At 60.9% G+C, this 19134-nt stretch carries 10 protein-coding genes; 3 read left to right on the top strand and 7 right to left on the bottom strand.

Annotated elements, in window-relative coordinates; genetic code table 11:
* Window positions 1-168 precede the first annotated feature (168 nt).
* The 3 genes from IC235_RS20765 to IC235_RS20755 all read right to left on the bottom strand — a co-directional run bounded on the left by IC235_RS20765 (window position 169) and on the right by IC235_RS20755 (window position 3878).
* Complete coding sequence (locus IC235_RS20765; RefSeq protein ID WP_191007135.1) at window positions 169-1302, bottom strand: WG repeat-containing protein; 1134 nt, start codon at window positions 1300-1302, stop codon at window positions 169-171.
* Window positions 1303-1368: 66 nt separating this feature from the next.
* On the bottom strand, window positions 1369-2013 hold the full coding sequence (locus tag IC235_RS22905) for a DJ-1/PfpI family protein (protein WP_191007156.1): 645 nt from the start codon (window positions 2011-2013) through the stop codon (window positions 1369-1371).
* A gap of 218 nt (window positions 2014-2231) precedes the next feature.
* A complete protein-coding gene (locus tag IC235_RS20755; RefSeq protein ID WP_191007134.1) occupies window positions 2232-3878 on the bottom strand; it encodes a CTP synthase in 1647 nt (548 codons plus the stop codon).
* Window positions 3879-4213: 335 nt separating this feature from the next.
* Between IC235_RS20755 and IC235_RS20750 the strand changes: the two genes are divergently transcribed.
* The gene (locus tag IC235_RS20750) at window positions 4214-5110 is read left to right on the top strand and encodes a hypothetical protein (RefSeq protein ID WP_191007133.1); all 897 of its coding nucleotides are present in this window, start codon (window positions 4214-4216) and stop codon (window positions 5108-5110) included.
* Window positions 5111-5381: 271 nt separating this feature from the next.
* Here the strand turns inward: IC235_RS20750 and IC235_RS20745 are convergent, their stop codons facing one another.
* On the bottom strand, window positions 5382-6413 hold the full coding sequence (locus tag IC235_RS20745) for a chemotaxis protein CheB (protein ID WP_191007132.1): 1032 nt from the start codon (window positions 6411-6413) through the stop codon (window positions 5382-5384).
* A gap of 217 nt (window positions 6414-6630) precedes the next feature.
* Here IC235_RS20745 and IC235_RS20740 point away from each other — a divergent pair, with 217 nt between their 5' ends.
* Window positions 6631-9663, top strand: a complete 3033-nt coding sequence (locus IC235_RS20740; protein ID WP_191007131.1) for a CheR family methyltransferase — start codon at window positions 6631-6633, stop codon at window positions 9661-9663.
* Window positions 9664-9996: 333 nt separating this feature from the next.
* On the top strand, window positions 9997-10152 hold the full coding sequence (locus tag IC235_RS20735; protein WP_191007130.1) for a hypothetical protein: 156 nt from the start codon (window positions 9997-9999) through the stop codon (window positions 10150-10152).
* A gap of 315 nt (window positions 10153-10467) precedes the next feature.
* Here the strand turns inward: IC235_RS20735 and IC235_RS20730 are convergent, their stop codons facing one another.
* The 3 genes from IC235_RS20730 to IC235_RS20720 all read right to left on the bottom strand — a co-directional run bounded on the left by IC235_RS20730 (window position 10468) and on the right by IC235_RS20720 (window position 18977).
* Entirely contained in the window at window positions 10468-13626 is a 3159-nt protein-coding gene (locus tag IC235_RS20730; protein WP_191007129.1) for a hypothetical protein, read from the bottom strand.
* A 102-nt stretch (window positions 13627-13728) separates the two neighbouring features.
* On the bottom strand, window positions 13729-16725 hold the full coding sequence (locus tag IC235_RS20725; protein ID WP_191007128.1) for a hypothetical protein: 2997 nt from the start codon (window positions 16723-16725) through the stop codon (window positions 13729-13731).
* A gap of 113 nt (window positions 16726-16838) precedes the next feature.
* Window positions 16839-18977, bottom strand: coding sequence for a hypothetical protein (locus IC235_RS20720; RefSeq protein ID WP_191007127.1), 2139 nt, complete (start codon window positions 18975-18977; stop codon window positions 16839-16841).
* Window positions 18978-19134 lie beyond the last annotated feature (157 nt).

Here is a 19134-nt window from a genome sequence, read left to right as displayed (position 1 = left end):
GATGTGCCCGCGGAGCAAAAATTCGGCGCCAGGTTATTTCCGGATAAGTAGCGTAAGCCGTTACGCACTTAATTCTTTGCCCCGAAGCCTTACGGCAAGAACTCCGGGCCGCAAAACAGTAAACCGGGATGCGCAGCAGCTTATTACCTGAGTACGCCAGCCTCCATTTCAGCCAGCCGAAAGGTCAAATGGACTCACGATCTCGCCGGCTCGATTAATGTACCATTTTTCAACCGTTTTTCGCTTCTTTCTCCCTGGTTCCTCAATCATCGCTACGGTAAGATCCTGAAATTCAGGATTGGAGTCGGGCTCCGAAGGTGAAAGATATCCGCGAAAACTATCGATAAATGAAAACCGGGGAGAAAGTATCACCTCTCCCTGCTGATTTAACAGCCCCCATTTCTGATTTTGCTGGAAAGCAGCAATTCCATAGTTAAATAAGCCAATATTATCGTACAGCGGTTCAATTACCCATTCTCCCTTTGTATTGATGACCCCAGCCTTGCCACCCCGCTTTTCGACAATGCATAAGCCTTGATGAAAACCAGAAGAATGGCTAAAACCTTCTTCAAAAGCCAGGTTTCCATCCGTGTTGAGAAAACCTATCCGGTTGTCCTTGAATATCCCACCCGCTTCAGGGAAGATAACCTGGCAGAGACCATTTCTAAATCCCGGATTGGTACTACCAATGGTACAAGGTATGGTTTCCAGACGGTGCCCTGCTTTATCAATAAAGAAGAAATCCTCAATTACATAATTCTCCGTTTTAGAAGCTTGCCGTAGCTGACTGACAAGGGCATAGCCATCATGGAAGCGCTTTGCTGTTTCAAATCGATCCTTAAATAATTCTTCCCCCTCTTTATTAATGTATTTCCAGCCGACCTCAGTAGCAACGGCAGTTACGCCTTCGCTGAAGCTCATACTGACGTTTCCTTCGTATTCTATGTTAAATTGAGGATGAATTTTAAATTCTCCCCATTGATCAATAAAGCCAAGCTGCCCAATAGCGTCCGCATACTGGGCAAGTCCTTCACTGAAAGATGAGCAAAATGGCGTATGCTTCAAAGCGATAACTTCCTGACCGCTGGAGTCTATATACCCTTGTAGCCTGGTTGGAGAAACAACTTCCTGACCCCGGTAGTCAACATATTCCTGGAGACGGTCTCCCTCTGCCGGAAATTTTTCCACAATGCACCGATCCTCCGAGAAACGCCCTACAAGGTCGTAAATAGGTTCTACGAGCAATTCTCCCCGGGAATTGATAAACCCATACTTTTCCTCTTTAACAACCGGATAAAGCATCGGGCTCAAGAATGTTAGTTAATAGCAACCAACCGGTACTATTCATTTTTGAAGAACTGTATCGTCTCAATTGCGATTAAATCGACTAGTCTTACGAAGTTTTTCTACGATATGGGAAGGCGCTTTAACTGGCGTGCCAACGTCATACGGAGGTTGTGGATCGTATTCCATTGCTAACTGAATTCGCTGAGCTTCTTCTTCTCCGAAAACGATAGCAACCAAAGTTAGCGCCATATCAATCCCCGCGGAGACGCCCGCCCCAGTTATTATCCTGCCATCGCGGACTATGCGCTCCTCAACGGGATGTGCATCCAGACACCTAAGCTCTGCCATTGCTAGCCAATGGGTTGTAGCAGACTTGCCTTTTAGGATTCCGGCTTGAGCCAGGAGAAGAACACCCGTACATACACCAGCGACCCATTGTGCTTGCGCTGACCGTTGAGCCAGAAAGCTGATGAGTTCATTGTCCTCCATCCCAGGGGTTTGACCAGGTCCCCCGGGAACAACCAGAACGTCCAGAGCTGGGCAAGTATCAAAGGACACATCAGGTATTATCTGAAGGCCCCGATCCGACCTAATAGGTGCGGTGGTCTTGCCAATAAGGTAACAACGCGTATTCGCTCGAACCAGCACCTCATGCGGACCAACCAAATCTAGTCCGGTGAAGCCTGGATAAACGACAAATCCAATATTAAGCGCTTTAGAATGCATATCCAACGCCTTGCTTACTAGTATGAATGAGCTTTTTAGTCAGCTTAGAAGCTGTTTGAGTATATAAAAATGGTCCTGCTTCGACCAGCGGACGCCAGATAAAGCAGGACGTTCAAAACTGATTTTTTATTAACTCAAACAGCTTCTTATTAACGTACGGGGCTGTAGTGTCAAAGCATCTAGTGGACAACTGAACCCCATCCTCTAATAGCGTCGGGCTAGCCTTTGCGGTGCTGAATGGCCGCCCGCACGAAGCGCGTAAACAGCGGGTGGGGGTTCTCCACCGTGCTTTTCAGCTCGGGGTGAAACTGCCCGGCCACGAACCAGGGATGATTCGGCAGCTCAATCACTTCCACCAGGCCGGTTTCGGGGTTGGTGCCGGTGGCGTGCAGGCCGGCTTCCTCAAACTGAGCGAGAAACTGGTTGTTGAACTCGTAGCGGTGGCGGTGGCGCTCGCTGATGTGATTGCGCCCGTAGGCCTTGGCGGCGCGGGAGCCGCGGCGCAGGTCGCAGACGTAGGCGCCGAGGCGCATGGTGCCGCCTTTTTGGGTGATGTTTTTCTGCTCCTCCATCATGGCGATGACGGGGTAGGGCGTCAGGGCATCCATCTCGGTGGAGTTGGCGTTCGACAGGCCCAGCACGTGGCGGGCGAACTCGACCACGGCCACTTGCATGCCCAGGCAGATGCCGAAGAACGGAATGTTGTTTTCGCGGACGTACCGCACGGCGGAAATCTTGCCCTCGAACCCCCGCTCGCCGAAGCCGGGCGCCACCAGCACGCCGTCGCAGCCGTGCAGCAAGCTCGCCACGTTCTCGGGCGTGATGTGCTCGGACTGGATGCTGCGCAAGGTGACCTTGCACTCATTTTGGGCGCCGGCATGCACGAAAGCCTCGTTGATGGACTTGTAGGCGTCGGGCAGCTCCACGTACTTGCCCACCAGGGCGATGGTTACTTCCTCGGTGGGGTTTTTTAGCCGGCCGAGGAAGTCTTTCCAGGCTTCCAGGTCGGGCTGCTGGGCGCCCCCGGTCATTCTCAGGCGCTTAATTACCCGCTCGTCGAGCCCTTCCTTGCGCATGAGCAGCGGCACGGAGTAAATGCTGTCAGCGTCGAGCGACTCGATGACGGAGTTGATTTTGACGTTGCAGAACAACGCGATTTTCCGGCGCATCTCCATCGGGATGGGGTGCTCCGAGCGGCAGACCAGGATGTCGGGCTGCAGGCCGGCCTCGCGCAGGTCGCGCACGGAGTGCTGGGTGGGCTTGGTTTTCAGCTCGCCCGCCGCTTTCAGGTAGGGCAGCAGGGTGAGGTGAATAACCAGCGAGTCGCTGTCGGCCAACTCCCAGCGGAGCTGCCGGACGGCCTCCACGAAGGGCAGGCTCTCGATGTCGCCGATGCAGCCGCCAATTTCGGTAATCACCACGTCGAACTGGCCATTTTCGCCCAGCAGCAGCATGCGCCGCTTAATCTCGTCGGTAATGTGGGGCACGACCTGCACCGTTTTACCGAGGAAGGCGCCTTCCCGCTCGCGGCGAATTACCGTGTCGTAGATGCGGCCGGTGGTGACGTTGTTAGCCTGCGAGGTGGGCGTGTTCAGGAAGCGCTCGTAGTGGCCCAGGTCGAGGTCGGTTTCGGCGCCGTCGTCGGTTACGTAGCACTCGCCGTGCTCGTAGGGGTTGAGCGTACCGGGGTCGATGTTGATGTAGGGGTCGAACTTCTGAATGGTGACCCGGAAGCCGCGGGCCTGCAAGAGCTTGGCCAGCGAGGCGGAAATAATTCCTTTGCCGAGTGAAGAACTGACGCCGCCGGTAACGAAAATGTATTTCGCGGCCGACGCGGAGGGGGAGGGGGTTGAGCGTTCGGGCATGACGGGGGACAAAAGTACGGCGCCCAAAGTTGGTACCCGAACAATCGTGCGGGGCGAGCTGCCAGTTGCCGGTTACCGGCCGCGGGTAGGCCGCCGCGAACTCAGGCGATTATGCTGCCCGGCGCAACCCAAACGCGTTGGCTGGGGTAACAAAAAAAACACCACGGACTACCGTATGGGGGCGAAGCTCCCGAGGCTTGCCGCCACTCGATAGCTGCTGGCAGCCGGGTAGCGTACGCAGCGGGATTAAGTCTAAGCTAAACACGGATTTGGCCTAATGCTTGGCTTTTCGTTTCTTGCGGGTAGAAGCTATCTTTCATCTTTTTTCTTATTTCATGAGTCTTTATTACCAGCCTTCTAACCGGATGCCCCTGGGCGGCGTGCTACTTTTTTTACTCGGCGGCGTGGTGACGGCGGCCGTGCTGGCCCTGGTTTACATCTACGCCGAGTGGTACATTCCCTTCGTATACATCAACGTTTTTTTCTGCCTGGGTTTCGGGCTCCTGCTCGGCGCGGTGTTAATGATACTGGTGCGGGCCGGCAAGCTGCGCAGCCCGCGGGGCGTACTGATCTTAGTCCTGCTGGTGGGCCTGGCGGCGGTGTACCTGGAGTGGGGCGTATACCTCACGCTGCTTTTTAACTCGGAAACCACCGGCACCGGGCGCGACGCCGACACCAGCACGTCCTTTAGCACCAGCTTGTTGGCCAGCATCCTCACCAGCCCCGGCCAGATGTGGGAGGCCATTGAGAAAATCAACAAAACCGGCACCTGGTCGGTGAAGCGCACTACTCCCACGGGCGTGTTTTTGTGGGTTGTTTGGAGTATTGAGGCCCTGATTATTGTGGGGGGCGCTTATTTACTGGCTTACTCACAGGCCGAGGAGCCCTTCTCGGAATTGGCCAACGAGTGGGCCGACGAGGAAACCCTGGCTCATCCCGTGGGCTACCTGCAGGACGAGGCCTCCTCCCGTACGGCCCTCGAAAGTGGCCAGTTTCATCTCCTCACCCCGCACCTGGCCACGTCCAAAACCGAACCCTTTGCCCGCCTTAAGCTGTACCGCGCCCCCAACGACGCCACCTGCCAGTACCTAACGCTGGAAAACGTAACCACCACGCTCGACAGTAAGGGCGAGTCCTCCGAGTCGACCACGACGGTGGTGCAGTACCTGGCCATTTCGACGGCTATCTACGAGGACTTGAAGGCCCGCTTTGGAACGCTGCCAACTGCTTAAAGATAAACCAGAGCAGTTTTTGGAAAAGAATTAAAAATTAAAAATGAAGAATTAAAAAATGGACCAGCCGATTTTTAATTCTTCATTTTTAATTCCTAAAAAACCGTTTCCTGACTGGAGAACCGCTTTAAGATAGCGGGCCCGGCTGAAGGGCCTGGTATCTGTGGCAACTAGCCCGGGACGGGCGGGGGTAGTGAAATAAAGCCCAGTCGCCGGTTGCAGCCACTAACGGTAGGTCAGGCCCGGGGCCCGAAGTCCCTACTTTATTTCCTCAGTCGCTGCTGGCGGCGGGGTCGGTGGCGTTGTGGCGATTGGAAAGGCCGTTTAGCAAGAACTCGCGCATGCGGTTGACGTGCTTTTTCAGCTCTTCGATCCGCTCGGTTTGCTGCACGGCGTAGAGCGTACTGCCGTGGGTGGCCATGCTGGTGAGCAGGTTTTTGCGCTCTTCCATCATGCGCAGGGCCACCCACAGGGTTTCTTCCAGGCTGTGCTCGGAGTCGCGCAGCAGGGTGTCGGCCGTGAAGGCGTGGCCCGTGTGGCAGCGGTAGCGCAGCACCTTGCCGTGGGTGATTTCCCAGAGGTTGCCGCCGCAGTCGGGGCAGGTGAGGGGGGCCATCTGCCCGAGCTTGTCGATGTCTTCGGTGTTGCCCACGACTCTTTCCGCAATGGCGGCCTCCTGTTTTAAATCTTCGGGAATAGTCAAATCTCCTCCGGAAGGTACGGGGCCGCTCGTTAGCTCTTCGAGGAGCTGGCCCATGGCTTCGAGGGGCACTACATGGTCGACGGCCACGTTGCGCAGGGCCGTTTCGGGCATGCTCGGGTACTCGGCATCGTCGGGGTGCTGCACCACGGCCCGGCCTCCGCAGCGCTTGATGAACTCAAGGCCGGCGGTGCCGTCGTGCAGCATGCCCGTGAGCACTACGCCCACCACGGCCGGCCCGTAGGCTACCGCCGCCGACCGAAACAGCGTATCGATTGCGGGCCGGTAATTGTTTTCGCGCGGGCCTTTGGTGACCAGCAGGTGGGGCGCTTCGGGGCCCTTCACCAGCAGGTGGCGGTCGGGTGGGGCCAGGTAGAGGGTGCCCGTTTCAAGGAGGTCGCCGTTGTTGGGAATGCGGCAGGGCAGGGCGGCGTGGCGGGCCAGGCGGTTAGCCAGGTGCGGACCGTCGGAGTCGGGCGCGAAGTGCTGCACTACCAACACGGCGGCGTTCAGCGTGGCCGGCAGCTGCGCGACCAACTGCACCAGGGCCGGCATGCCGCCGGCGGAGGTGCCAATGACAATGAGATACGTGGGGGCAGGCAAGAGCAGGGGAGCAATTAGGCGTTTAGGTACGGCGCGAAAAGGCCAAAAGGTTACGCTTCCCGCATTTTTCAAGTATTTTTGGTAAAGCCTCGCACTACGGTCGGGCTTATGCTACTGGGGCCGCCCCGGCCACCTAACGATAACGAAATCCTTAGCTCCGCGACGCGCAACCAAGCCGTTATCTTACTTGTGGTTCGTGCGCTTTACGCCTGCCTAAATGAAATCTGCCCCCCCCGATCTGCCCCCCGACCAGCCAGGGGGGCCCGCCACCCCGCCCGAAGACCAACTGCCCGAGGAGGCCGCCCTGCCGGCCCCGGCGCGCCTAAACAAGCGGTCGGAAGAGCCCGAAGATAAGTTTCTGCTAGTGGCCCTGGGCGGCTCGGCCGGCTCGCTGAAGGCCTTCGAACAGTTTTTTCGGCATATGCCCCCCGATAGCGGCATGGCCTTCGTGGTCATCTGCCACCTGAGCCCGACGCAGCATTCGGAGCTGGCGGCGGTGCTGCGAGGGTTCACCCGCATGGACGTGCACGAAGCTGTCGACGGCCTGCGGGTGCGGCCCAACAACGTGTACGTGATTCCACCGGACCGCGACATGAGCATTCTGCACGGCACCCTGCTGCTGTTCGCACCCACGCTGCCGCCCAGCCGCCGGCTGCCCATCGACTACTTCTTCCAGAGCATGGCCAAGGACGTGCGCGAGCGGGCCGTGTGCGTCATCTGCTCGGGCATGGGCTCCGACGGCACCATCGGCCTGAAAATGGTGATGGAAAACTTTGGAATGGTGATGGTGCAGGCCCCCGAAACGGCCGAGTACGACGCCATGCCGCGCTCGGCCCTGGCCACCGAGTTTGTCGACTACGTGCTGCCCGCCGAGCAGTTGCCCGCCAAGCTGCTTGAGTACGTGCGCAAGCCATTTCACGCCCGGCCCCGCCGTGAGTCGGCCGAGTCGGCCTCCAAGCCGGCCCACGCCCTGCAAAAAATCTTTACTCTGATTCGGGCCCAAACCGGGCACGACTTCTCCTTTTACAAGCGCAACACCGTGTTCCGGCGCATCGAGCGCCGCATGAACTCGCATCAGATTCGGGAGTTTACCCACTACGTGCGGTTTTTGCGGGAAAACCCCGCCGAGGTGGAAGCCCTGTTCAAAGAGCTGCTGATTGGCGTCACCAAGTTTTTCCGCGACCGGGAGGCGTTCGATAACTTGCAGGCCCGGCTGCTGCCCTACCTGCGCCAAAAGCCCGCCGACAGCGTGGTGCGGGTGTGGGCTCCCGGCTGCTCCACCGGCGAGGAGGCCTACACCCTAGCCATCGGCCTGCTCGAATGCTTCGAACGGGTGGAGCCGTACAAGCACCTGAAGATTCAGCTATTCGCGACCGACATCAACGTCGACGGCATCGACTTTGCCCGGGCCGGCCTGTACCCCGAATCTATTGAGGCCGACGTGAGCCCCGAGCGGCTGGCCCGGTTCTTTACGAAGATCGACGGCCACTACCAGATTAAAAAAGAGGTCCGCGACGTGGTGATTTTTGCCGTGCACAACCTCATCAAGGACCCACCCTTTACCAAGCTGGACTTGCTGGTGTGCCGTAACCTGCTGATTTACTTGTCGGCCGAGCTGCAGCGAAACATCATTCCGGTGTTTCACTACGCCCTGAACCCCGGGGGGCTGCTGCTGCTGGGGCCGAGCGAAACCCTCACCGGGTTCCAGGACCTGTTCGTTGCATTGGACGTGAAATGGAAAATCTCGCGGCGCGCCGAGGGCGCGGCCACCCTCACCCGTATTGTCACCTTTCCTTTTTCTCTGGCGCGCCAGCAGGTCAGCCCCGCGCCGGTGGCCGGTACCATGAATCTATCTTCTCCCCGCAAAGAAGGGCCCTTCGCTACCTTGGTGCAGCGCTTGCTGTTGCGCCAGTACACCCCGCCCGCCGTGGTCATCAACGCCAAAGGCGAAATCCTGTACGTGAATGGCCGCACCGGGCGCTACCTCGAGCCCGCCCCCGGCCTGGGCGGCATGAACGTGTTTGAGATGGCCCGCGAGGAGCTGAACTACGAAATCAGCGGGGCGGTGCACAAGGCCACCACCACCCGCGCCGAGGCCGTGGTCGAGAACGTGAAGGTGAAAACCGAGACCGGCGTGCAGCTGCTGCGCGTGACGGTGAAGTACCTCGATGAGCCCGAGCAACTGGCCGGCCTGCTGCTGGTGGTGTTTGAGGAGCAGCCCACGCCCCGCAAGGTGCGCCTGGGCAAAACTGCCTTCGGCAGCGACCTCAGCCGCGACGCCGTGGTGACGGCCCTCGAAAAAGAGCTGCAGTACACCAAGCACCGCCTGCAAACCACCATCGAAGAGATGGAGAGCAGCGTGGAGGAGCTGAAAAGCACCAACGAGGAGCTGCAAAGCGCCAACGAGGAGCTGCAAAGCACCAACGAGGAGGCCATGACCAACAAGGAGGAGATGCAGAGCCTCAACGAGGAGCTGATGACCCTCAACATGCAGTACCTCAGCAAAACCGAGGAGCTGAGCCTGGCGGCCAACGACATGAAGAACCTGCTCGACGCCACCGAAATCGCCACCATCTTCCTCGACAACGACATGGTGATTAAGCGGTTTACACCGCCCGTGCACCGCATCATCGCGCTGCTGCCGGCCGACGTGGGCCGGCCCATCACGCACTTCGCCAGCACCTTGCGCCACGAAAGCCTGGCCCAGGACGTGCGCCTGGTGCTCGACCGGTTGGTGAGCGTCGAAGCCAGCATCCAGACTACCACCGGCGAGTGGTACGCCATGCGCATTCTGCCCTACCGCACCCTCGACAACTACATTAGCGGGGCCGTTATCACCTTCACCGACATCACGGACCTGAAAACCCTCGAAGCCCAGCTGCAAGCCAGCAGCCGCATGGCCGAGGCCGTGGTGGAGGCCGTGCGCGAGCCCCTGCTGGTGCTCGACGACCACCTGCGGGTGCTGGCCATCAGCCATTCATTTATCGAGCTCTTTGGCCTGCCCACCGCCGGGCCCCGGGGCCAGCTCCTGGCCGAACTCAACGGCGGCACTTGGTGGCAGCCCGCCCTGCGCCAACGCCTCGAAGCGCTGCTGCGAGACCCTCACCAAACCTTCGACGACTTTTTGCTCGAAGGTGATTTCCCGAACGTGGGCGGGCGGAAGCTGCGGGTGTACGGCCGCTGCATTACCGGCGACGGGGCTCCTACCAGCAAGCTACTGCTGGGGGTGCAGGATGTGACGCCGCGCTAGCGCCGGCAGCCGAGGCTCCGCAGGATGAAATAATCAAAATCTTTTCGAAACAAAATTCCGTAGAGGGTTCCGGCGCAGCAAGTGCCTCACTTGCTGCGCCTTCGTGCTTGGTCACGGAGGTAACGAGCGGCGGGTTTACGCCATGAATCAGGGGGTAACTCGTGCATTACGTGCCTGGTAGCTTGCGAACCGTTTACGTAGTAGTGCAGAAGTAATCGTATAGATATACAAGATTTTACTTCTGCTTTACTGCGCCCTGCTCCTGGGTTGACTGCCGCCGCACTGGCTCACCCGCTGGCAGGATCGGGGCCTGGACAACCTGGCGGAAGGCGCTTGGGCCGCCGCCGCAACTCGACGCGGTGGCCCAAAAAAGTAGGCACCTGGCTCGGGCAGGCCACCGAGCAGCGGCGCCAGTTGTTGCCCCGTGTGGGCCGGGAACCGGGCCCACGCGTGAGCCTGAGTAGCCTGCAGCGCCTGGCCTACGGCTAGAAACGACTGCAGCATAGCCTGAAGTTGCGCCGCGCCGCTCTTTGCCTTCTTTGAGCAGGAACTGGCGGCGCTTCCCCAAGCCGGGGGGCGGCGAGCTGGGTACCGTGGCAAAAAACGCCGGCTATCTTTACTCCACCCACCTCACGCCGGAACTATACCCCTAGAGCCTGTTATGGACTGGTGGTCTAAATTAGGGGTACGGCACAGCAAGTGGGTTATGCTAGTGATGCAACGGATGAAGAATTTTCCTCGTCTTCGTCGGCCTGTTATTGGCCAAAGAAAGGCATTTTTCAGCCTACCAGTCCATAACAGCTGCTAGGGCAGCTTGACAAGCTTCTGGCGTAACTCGAAGCCGTGCTGGCCGCGGACGATGAGCAGGTACAGGCCGGCGGACACGCCTGCGCTGCGCAGAGTGAGCTGCTGGCGGCCGGCCGCTTGCTTTTTGCTAGTGAGCAGGAGCGTAGCTCGGCCGCCGGCCAGCGGCTGCAGCAGTACGCTTACCTCGTCGGGTTGTGGCAGCTCGTACACAAGGGTGAACTCGTCCTGGAACGGGTTGGGGTGGACTTCAAGAGTGGTGGCCGCTGTCGTGGTTGCTACCAATGTTGCTGCTACCGTAGCAGCTGTTACTGTACGGACCGCAGAAGCAGTTGCCGTTTTGGGCTGGATCTTGCGTTTGACCTTACCTTGGCCCTTATAGCTGAAAGTAGTAGACTTTAAACAATTAAAAGGAAACGGCTCTGGATAATGGCCTGGAATTTCTTGAACTATTACCATATTGTTTCCTATGTTCTCTACCCAAACTTGATAGTTACCAGATTCTACCGTATTGGGACAGATAAAATTGGTCAATACATCAACAGGATCAGTCCAAATGCCTACAGCAGGAGCGATCAGAAACCCTTCCGCATAGGTAACCGATTCCTTTATGTTGATACCTGGATCTCCTCCGTTTAGGTACATCAGTTGCAAGTTTTTCGTCTGCCCATTGACAACAAAGTCTCGCTTCTCAACCAAATCCACTAAGCAGCCTGTTCTACCGTCCTTGTAAAAAGAAAGGTCATTTTTTGTGGTGGCAAAAAGGTAGTTGTGCTGCGCTTCGACGCCTCCCATTGCCAATGTTATCTGCATAAGTTCCGCCAAACTTCCACAATCCCCAGAGCTGTTGTTGAGTCCATCGAGTATATTCCATGTTGTCTGACTTGATTCACATGGGACACAGTACGGGTTAAAATTAATGTTCTTTCTTTGGAAATAGTCAAAGGCCTTGAAGACGGCTTCTTTCTTGGGCGATAGGGTCAGGACGGTAACGTGCGAGCCATCGGTTTCATCTGCGCCGGGCTCTTGGGCATCCTGCCGATTGCAGCAAATGTCGGCGGTGGCATTCGCAGCGAACTGCATCCGCTTCGCCGTGCGGCCGATGTATTTATCGTCACCGGTCAAGACAAGCTTATCCAGCAGAATGAAGAAGGTATGGGTGGTGGCGGCCAGGAACTGTTCGGCCCCCCTCTCGGGGGTGAAGCGCCAGGTCAAGTCCACCTGCTGCTCGCCCGTGACATCGGACACGTGCTGCTCCCAGGTCCAGTCCTCGATGGTATTCAGCCCGGGTTGCAGGCTGACCGCTTTGCGGGCCACGGCCACCCCGTCGCGGTACACCGTCACGGTCCCGGTCGTGGCCGCCGTCCGGCCCACGCGCAGCTGGACTTCCATCACGGCTGGGGTCTGCCGGGTCTGGGCCACCGGGTCGTTGACGGCCGGCGGCCCCTCCTGCTCCGCGGCCTGCCACTCGGGGTAGTCGATTTTCAGGTTGCCCGCGTCGGCGTACGTGTCGTCCTGCCAGGGGTCCTCTTTCCGCGCGGCCTGCTTTTGCATGGGGTGGTTGTCGGCGCCCTGAAAGTCTACGCTCACCAGGCGCACCGCCTCGTCCTCGTCGTTGCAGGGCTCGTCCTGGGGGGTGCAGGCGGCGGCGGCGGCCAGGTCGAGCAGCATGTGCTGGGGGTCGGCGTCCTGGTAGGTCACCGCCGCCGCCTGCTGGAGCACGCCCAAACCGTACCGGTTCGCCAGCTGGGGGTGGGTGTTGACGAGGAGCGTGACGCCCTGGGCCGCCAGCTGGGCCCGCAGTTGCGGGGCCGTGACGACCGGCCCGTGGCTGAAATCAAAGTTGTCGAACTCGTCGGAGTTGTTGAGCACGACGATCACGCGCTTGACGCCCGGCTCGGGCGTGGCCCCGTAGTAGGTGTCCAGGTACGTTTTGAGCAGCAAGGCCCCGTTCTGCGGGGGGACCGTGTTCTGGTCCCAGTTGCGGGCGAGCAGGGGCGCCACCCGCTGCTTGAGGTCCGCCAGGTTGGTCTGCTGCAAGTTTACGTGGTCGTTCGAGTTCTTGGCCACCACCCCGAACACGGTGGCGTTGAAGCGCGTGCCGTCGGGCAGCGGGTCTTGCCGGCCGCCGGCCACGACGAAGCGCACGCGCTTGCAGGAGCTTTGCCGGGCGCCTTGCAGCAGCTCGGCCAGCTGGTCGAGGTTGTTGTTGACCAGCCGGGGCAGGTCCTGCACAATGGAGTTGTACATGATGTAGGCCCCGTTGACGACGAAGGTCACGTCCAGGCGGCAGGGGTGCTGCTGCAGGCGCTCGAGGGCGGGCACGAGCCAGCGCTCGAAGCCGTTGATGGGCGGGTGGAGCAGATCGCCCGGCCGGACGCGCGGCAGGCCCCCGGTGTTCGGCCCGATCGGGGCCATGGGGAGCCCGGGGACGAAGGCGAGGCGGATCTGGGGGGTGGTGACGATCTGGCGGAAAACGACGTTGTCGATGGTCCAGCCCTCGTACTGGGTGGCACAGTCGCTCTCGAGCACGAACTTGACGCGCACGCGCCGCTGCCACAGGGCCGGGTCGCGCAGGCTCAGGTAGGTCGTGCGCAGGCCCGGGCCGGGGCGCTGGCCCGTGCGCTGGCTCAGCAGGCTCCACGGGCTCCAGCTCTGGTCGGGCCGCTCGTGCTGCAGGTAGACCGCGCCGACGTCGTGGCCGGTTTCCAGGGCGTAGCGCTCGTCGAAGTAGAGCATGAAGCCCATCAGGGCGTAGGCCCGGTCGGTCAGGGCGGTGTCGAGCAACACGGGGGCGCTGACGAGCTCGGCGCGTTCGTTGGGCTGGTAGGTGCTCGTGCCGGTGCGGGCCTGGCCGCCCATGATGGTCCAGCTGCCGGCGGGGGTGAAGGCCGGGCCCTGGCCCTGGAAGTCGGTGAGCGCGCCGCTGCCTTCGCGCTCGTAGGGCGCGAGCACGGCCTGCGGGGCGGGGCGCGCGGCCAGGCGCAGCTCCTTGGGCAGCGGCAGCTCGCGCAGGCTGCGAATGGGCTCGGGCGCCTCTTGCTGCGCCTGGCCCGGCACGGAAACGAGCAACAAGAGCAACAGCGGGGGGAACAGCGCAGTTAACCACCGGCGCCAGGCGCGCGGAGCAGAGGGCAAGCGTAGGCGTGGCGTTTTCACGGGCAACAGAAATAGAAATGGAGGGGAAAAGGAACTAGTGGGCGCGGCGCCCAGCGGGTGCGCGGGCCACGGGGCAAGCAGGGGGGAGAAAAGGAACAGGCTCTAGCGGGCCCGCGGCCGCCAGGCGGGCCGGGCTGGCGGCGGGCCAAGCCGGGGGGCGGCGGGTCGCCGGGGGGCGGTGGGTGGTCGACTGGTCAGGACGGCAGCGGGACGAGCCGTCCGGGCCGAGGCCGCGCGTGGAGCCGCGGCTGCAGGCGGGTTACCGAAAGCCAGTGGGGCGAGCGAGCCACCCAGCAATCCAGCCTGGGAGCCGAAGGTGCGGCGGCACTGGTAGAGGTGGCGCAGCGTGTCGTCTTTGGCCCCGTTCGCCAGGGGCGTGTTGCGCACGTACAACCCGTAGTACAACGTGTCCTGCCCGGTGGCGGGGCTAGCTTCCTGGTAGAAGTAGAAGCCCTTGCTATCGGTCACCTGCAGAGTGGCCGGCAGCGGCACCCGCCCGCCTCGGAAGGTGGTCACCGTGTCGCGCAACTGCGGCCGGGCCAGGCTGTCGAGCCCGCCGACGGAGAGGATGGGTTGCCAGAGCAGGCGGAAGGCCTTGCCCGCCGCCTGTGCCGTGCCGTCCGCTTTTTGCAGCACCAGGGTGGGGTCGCAGGTCTCGTCCTGGGGGGTGCAGGCGCCGGCGGCGGCCAGGTCGAGCAGCATATACTTCGGGTCGCGGTCCTGGTAGTTGAGAGTGGCCGTAGCCCGCAGCGGCCCGGGCACGCCCAGCGAATAGGGCCGGTTGAGCTGGGGCGGGTTGTTGACGACGAGCGTGACGCCCGACGCCTGCAGCTGGGCCTGCAGCGCCTGCGGGGTCACGCGCGGGCGGCTGGTGGGCACGTTGAAGAGCGCGTCGTCGAAGTCATCGGAGTTGTTGAGCACCACCACCACGCGTTTGACGCCAGGCTCGGGCTCGGCGCCGTACCTGCGCTGCAGGTAATCTTGCAGGATGACGGCTCCGTTCTGGGGCTGGACCGTGTTCTGCCAGGCGGTGTAAGCCAGCTTGGACAGCACCGCGTCTTTGAGCTGGAGCAGGTCCGTCTGCCCCAGGTTCAGGTGCGCGTTCGAGGCCGGCGGCGCCCCCACCACGTCGTAGCTGTAGGGTGTGCCGGCCGGCCGCACGCTTTGCTGGCCGCCGGCCACGACGAAGCGCACGCGCTTGCAGGACGTTTGCCGGGCCCCTTGCAGCAGCTGGGCCAATTGGTCGAGGTTGTTGTTGACCAGCTGGGGCAGGTCCTGGTAAAACGCGTTGGGCGAGAGGTAGGCGCCGTTGACGACGAAGGTCACGTCCAGCCGGCAGGCGTTCTGCTGTAGCCGCTCGAGGGCGGGCACGACCCAGCGCTCGAAGCCGTTGATGGGCGGGGTGAGCCGCTCGCCGGGCCGGATGCGCGGCCGGACCCCGGTCCCGGGCACCCCGGGTTCCGTCGTAGCGAAGGCGGTGCGGATCTGCGGGGTGGTCACGATCTGGCGCACCGTAACGTTGTCGATAGTCCAGCCCCCAAACTGGATGCTGAAGTCGCAGGAGAGGCTAAATTTGAGCCGCACCTGTTTGTGCCACAAGGCCGGGTCGCGCAGGCTCAAGTACGTCGTGCGTTGGCCCGTGCCGGGGCTCTGGCCCGTACGCTGGCTTAGCAGGATCCACGGGCTCCAACTCCCGTTGGGGCTCTGGTACTGCAACTGCACCAGGCCCTTGTCGTACCGGCTCTCGAAGCGGTATTGCTCGTCGAAGTAGATTGCGAAGCCCATCAGGGCGTCGCCGCGGTTGACGAGTGTGGTGTCGAGGCGGAAGGCGGGGCTGATGAGCTCAGAATAATCACTGCTCGTGTAAGTACCGGTAGTGGCTTGCCCGTTGCTGATCCTCCAGCTGCCACTGGGTGTGAAGGCCAAGCCGCCGCCCTGGAAATCGGTGAGGCTGCCGCCGGTAAACTGTTCGTAGGGGGCCAGCACGGCCTGCGGGGCGGGGCGCGAGGCCAGGCGCAGCTCTTTGGGCAGGGGCAGCTCTCTTAAGCTGTTGATATTGAGAGGAAAGGTTAAGCCCGTCAGCAGCCCGGCCTGCTGGGATCCGTAGTCCTTATTGTCCTGGTAGAGGTCGCGCAGCAGGTCGTCTTTGGCGCCGTTCGCGGCGACTGTGTTGCGCACATGGAACCCGTAGTAGGCGGTGTCCTGGCCGGCGGGGGTGGCTTCCTGCAGGAAGTAAAAGCCCCGGGCATCGGTTACTTGCAGGGCGGGGGGGAGGATCATGCCCCCGCCCGACGCGAGGGTTACCGTGCCGCGCCGCTGCGTCTGGCCCAAGCTGTCTAGCTCGCCGGCCGCCAGGATGGGCTGCCAGAGCAGGTTAAACTGCTTCCCTGGTGGCTGGTTTCGCCCATTCTTATCCAGCAGCACCGTGCCGCCCAAGCTCACAGTGCGCACGTTATCAATCAGCACCGCGCCTTCGGTGTAAGGATTACTAGTGGTCCCGGTAACCTGAAATTGCAAGTAGCCGACATTGGTAGTGGGCGTAATGGTCACCGTCTCGGTTTGCCAGCCGGTGCGAGAGGGGGGGATGGATTTACTCCACAATACGGTAGGGTTCGTGATTCGGTAGCAATCGGACGAACTCGAATTGATGCGTAGCGTGACGGGACCTTGGATGTTTGGGCTCTCATCATAATCATAATCATTCCTAAACTTGCTTCCATAGGCAACATCCATTAAGAAGGTGTAAGTACGCCCCGCTAGGAGCGACACCTTTAAGCGATGGTAGCAGGAGGCACTGTATTCACCACCAGCGTACATTCCCACGTAGGCCGCACCATGTGAGGGCGCAATTCTGGTGCCCTTCCTATTATTATATACCCGCGTATCGTTAGGAAATATGTAAGGGTATGGTTCGTAGGAGTATGTACAGGAGTTCCACCCGAACGCGTACGAGCCGATGGCCGGGGGCGCAACGCCTTCAAAGGAAGGGTTTGAAAATAGAGGGTCTTGAGCCATGCTGGGCCAGGAGGCCAGCAGGAGCAGCAGGAAGGCCAGCACTGGGCGCCAGCCGTAGGAGAAGGGTACGCGTTTTGTTTTCATGAGTAACGGAAGAAGAAATAATAGACAGGTCGAATTCCGGCGCTGAGCGCTACTCCAATGCCAGAAGATTGCGCGTTAGGCCGCCAGTAATGCGGTAAATCATTAGAAAAGGACTAGTGCGCACGTTGCCGCGGAGCCAGCAGGGCCGGCTGCGGCGTGGCAAGGGGGGCTAGGCGCCGCCTAGGCATGGTTGGTCGGCGGCCCGCCTGAACAGGGGAGGGGCGCGGCGCCAACGCAGAAGTCTCTCTTTGCACAGGAACCGCTGTTTGGGCCGCGCCGGCGGGCGGGGTGCCGAGGGCGAGCGGCTGGAGCGAGTCGGCTCGCGGGCCGGCCTGCGAGCCGAAGGTGCGGCGGCACTGGTAGAGGTGGCGCAGCGTGTCGTCCGTGGCCCCGTTCGCGAGGGGCGTGTTGCGTACGTACAGCCCGTAGAACAACGTATCTTGGCCGGCCGCGGGGCTGGCCTCCTGGAAGAAGTAGAAGCCTTTGGCGTCGGTCACCTGCATAGACGGGGGCAGCAGCACGCGCCCGCCCTGGAAGGTAGTGACCGTGCCCCGCAGCTGCGGCCGGGCCAGGCTGTCGAGCCCGCCGACGGTGAGCACGGGCTGCCAGAGCAGGCGAAACGGCTTGCCCGCGGCCTGGGCTGTGCCATCGGCCTTTTGCAGCAGCAGGCCCGAGTCCACCAGCGCCGCCCACCCGTACTGGCCCGCCGGCGTGCCCGGGCTTTGATTAACTTGCCCGGCCAGCAACACCCCGCCCCCCAAGATGGTGATGACGGCCTTGGGGGCGTAATTAGTTAGGCCAGCGGCGGGGGGTACGGTGCGCGGGGCGGGCCAGAGGGCCCGACCGCCAGCGTCCACCTTCACCAGCAACCCGTAGTTGTTACGCGTGCTGCCGGCGACAGTTTGAGTAGCCTTGCCGACCAGCAGGAACCCGCCGTCGGGGATGGCCACGGCCGCGTTAAAGTTGTTGGCAGCGGTAGTGGCAGAGCCGTAGGCCCAGGTGTATAGAGAGGTTAGGCCGGCGGTTTGCTGAGAGAGTACGCTGCCGTTGGCATTCATCTTGACTACCAGCCCGTAAGTGCCCGAAGTAGTGGTGCCAGGGACGATCTGGGTAGTTTGTCCAACCAGCAAGAACCCGCCGTCGGGGGTGGCCACGGCCGCGTTGAGGGCATTGTCAGTGGTATTATAATTATTGTAGGTATAGGCCAGGCCGCAGGTCTTTTGCCAGAGCGTATTGCCCGCTGCATCCACTTTAACCACCAGTCCATATTTATCAGGACTTCCAATAGTAGGACTATCTTGGGTAGTGTATCCAGCCAGCAAGAACCCGCCATCAGGAGTAGTTATGGCCGCATTGAGGATAGTTCGAGCGTTAGCAGGACTGTTGTTGTAGGTATAGGTCTGGCCGTAGGTCTGCTGCCAGAGCATGTTGCCCGTCGCATCCACTTTGATTAGCAGCCCGTAGCCACCTAGAGCAGAATGCCCACTACCAGAGACGAGTTGGGTAGTGCCTCCAGCTAGCAAGAACCCGCCGTCGGGGGTTGCTACGACCGCGTTGAGGGAATTGGAAGCCATAAGACAGTAAGCACAAGTGCCATTCGAGAAGGTTTGGCCGTAGGTCTTCTGCCAGAGCACCTGGCCATCGGCATCCACTTTGACTAGTAGTCCAAAGACGCCTACATCAACACCCGATTTGGTTTGGTAAGTGCTTCCGGCCAGTAAGAACCCGCCATCGGGGGTTGCTACCGCCGCAGTGAGGTTACTCTGAGCGCGAGTGTAAGTGCCGGAGGTGTAGGTCAAGGTATAGCTCTGGCCGTAGGTCTTCTGCCAGAGCACCTGGCCGCTAACATCCACTTTAACCAATAGCCCGTAGTAACCCGTGGTGGTGGTGCCAGGGATGATTTGGGTAGTTTGTCCGGCCAGCAAGAACCCCCCGTCGGGGGTGGCGACGGCCGCGTTAACGTCATTGGAAGTCTGAGTAGAACTACCGGAGGTATAAGGCAGGCCGTAGGTTTTTTGCCAGCGCACGGATTGGGCTTTTAGCGGGGGGGCGAGCCAGGTGAGCAGGGGCACGAGCCAGGCTAGCAGGGCCAATCGCCACGCCTGGGCGGTGTTTCGAGAAGTGAGCAAGCTGCCGATGGGCTGCGCTTGCTGGGCCCAGCCCGGCAAATAGGCGAGCAGCAGCAGCAGCAGCAGCAGCGGGGCCAGGAGTCGGCGCCCGCCGCGCGGGAAGGGTACGCGGGTGGTTCTCATGCGGAATGAAAAAAAGAGAGGGGAAAAAGGCACTGAAGCCAGGGGACACCGGGCCGCACCCCCGCGCGGCGCCGGCGCCGGCGCCAGCCGAGCGCGCGGCTTGGTGGGTCGCTGACGCGGAAAGGGGGGCTACTTTGCCCGCGGCCGCGGAGCAGGC

It is taken from the genome of Hymenobacter montanus, assembly GCF_014699115.1.
Lineage (GTDB): Bacteria > Bacteroidota > Bacteroidia > Cytophagales > Hymenobacteraceae > Hymenobacter > Hymenobacter montanus.
This window is presented reverse-complemented; position numbering and strand designations above follow the sequence as displayed.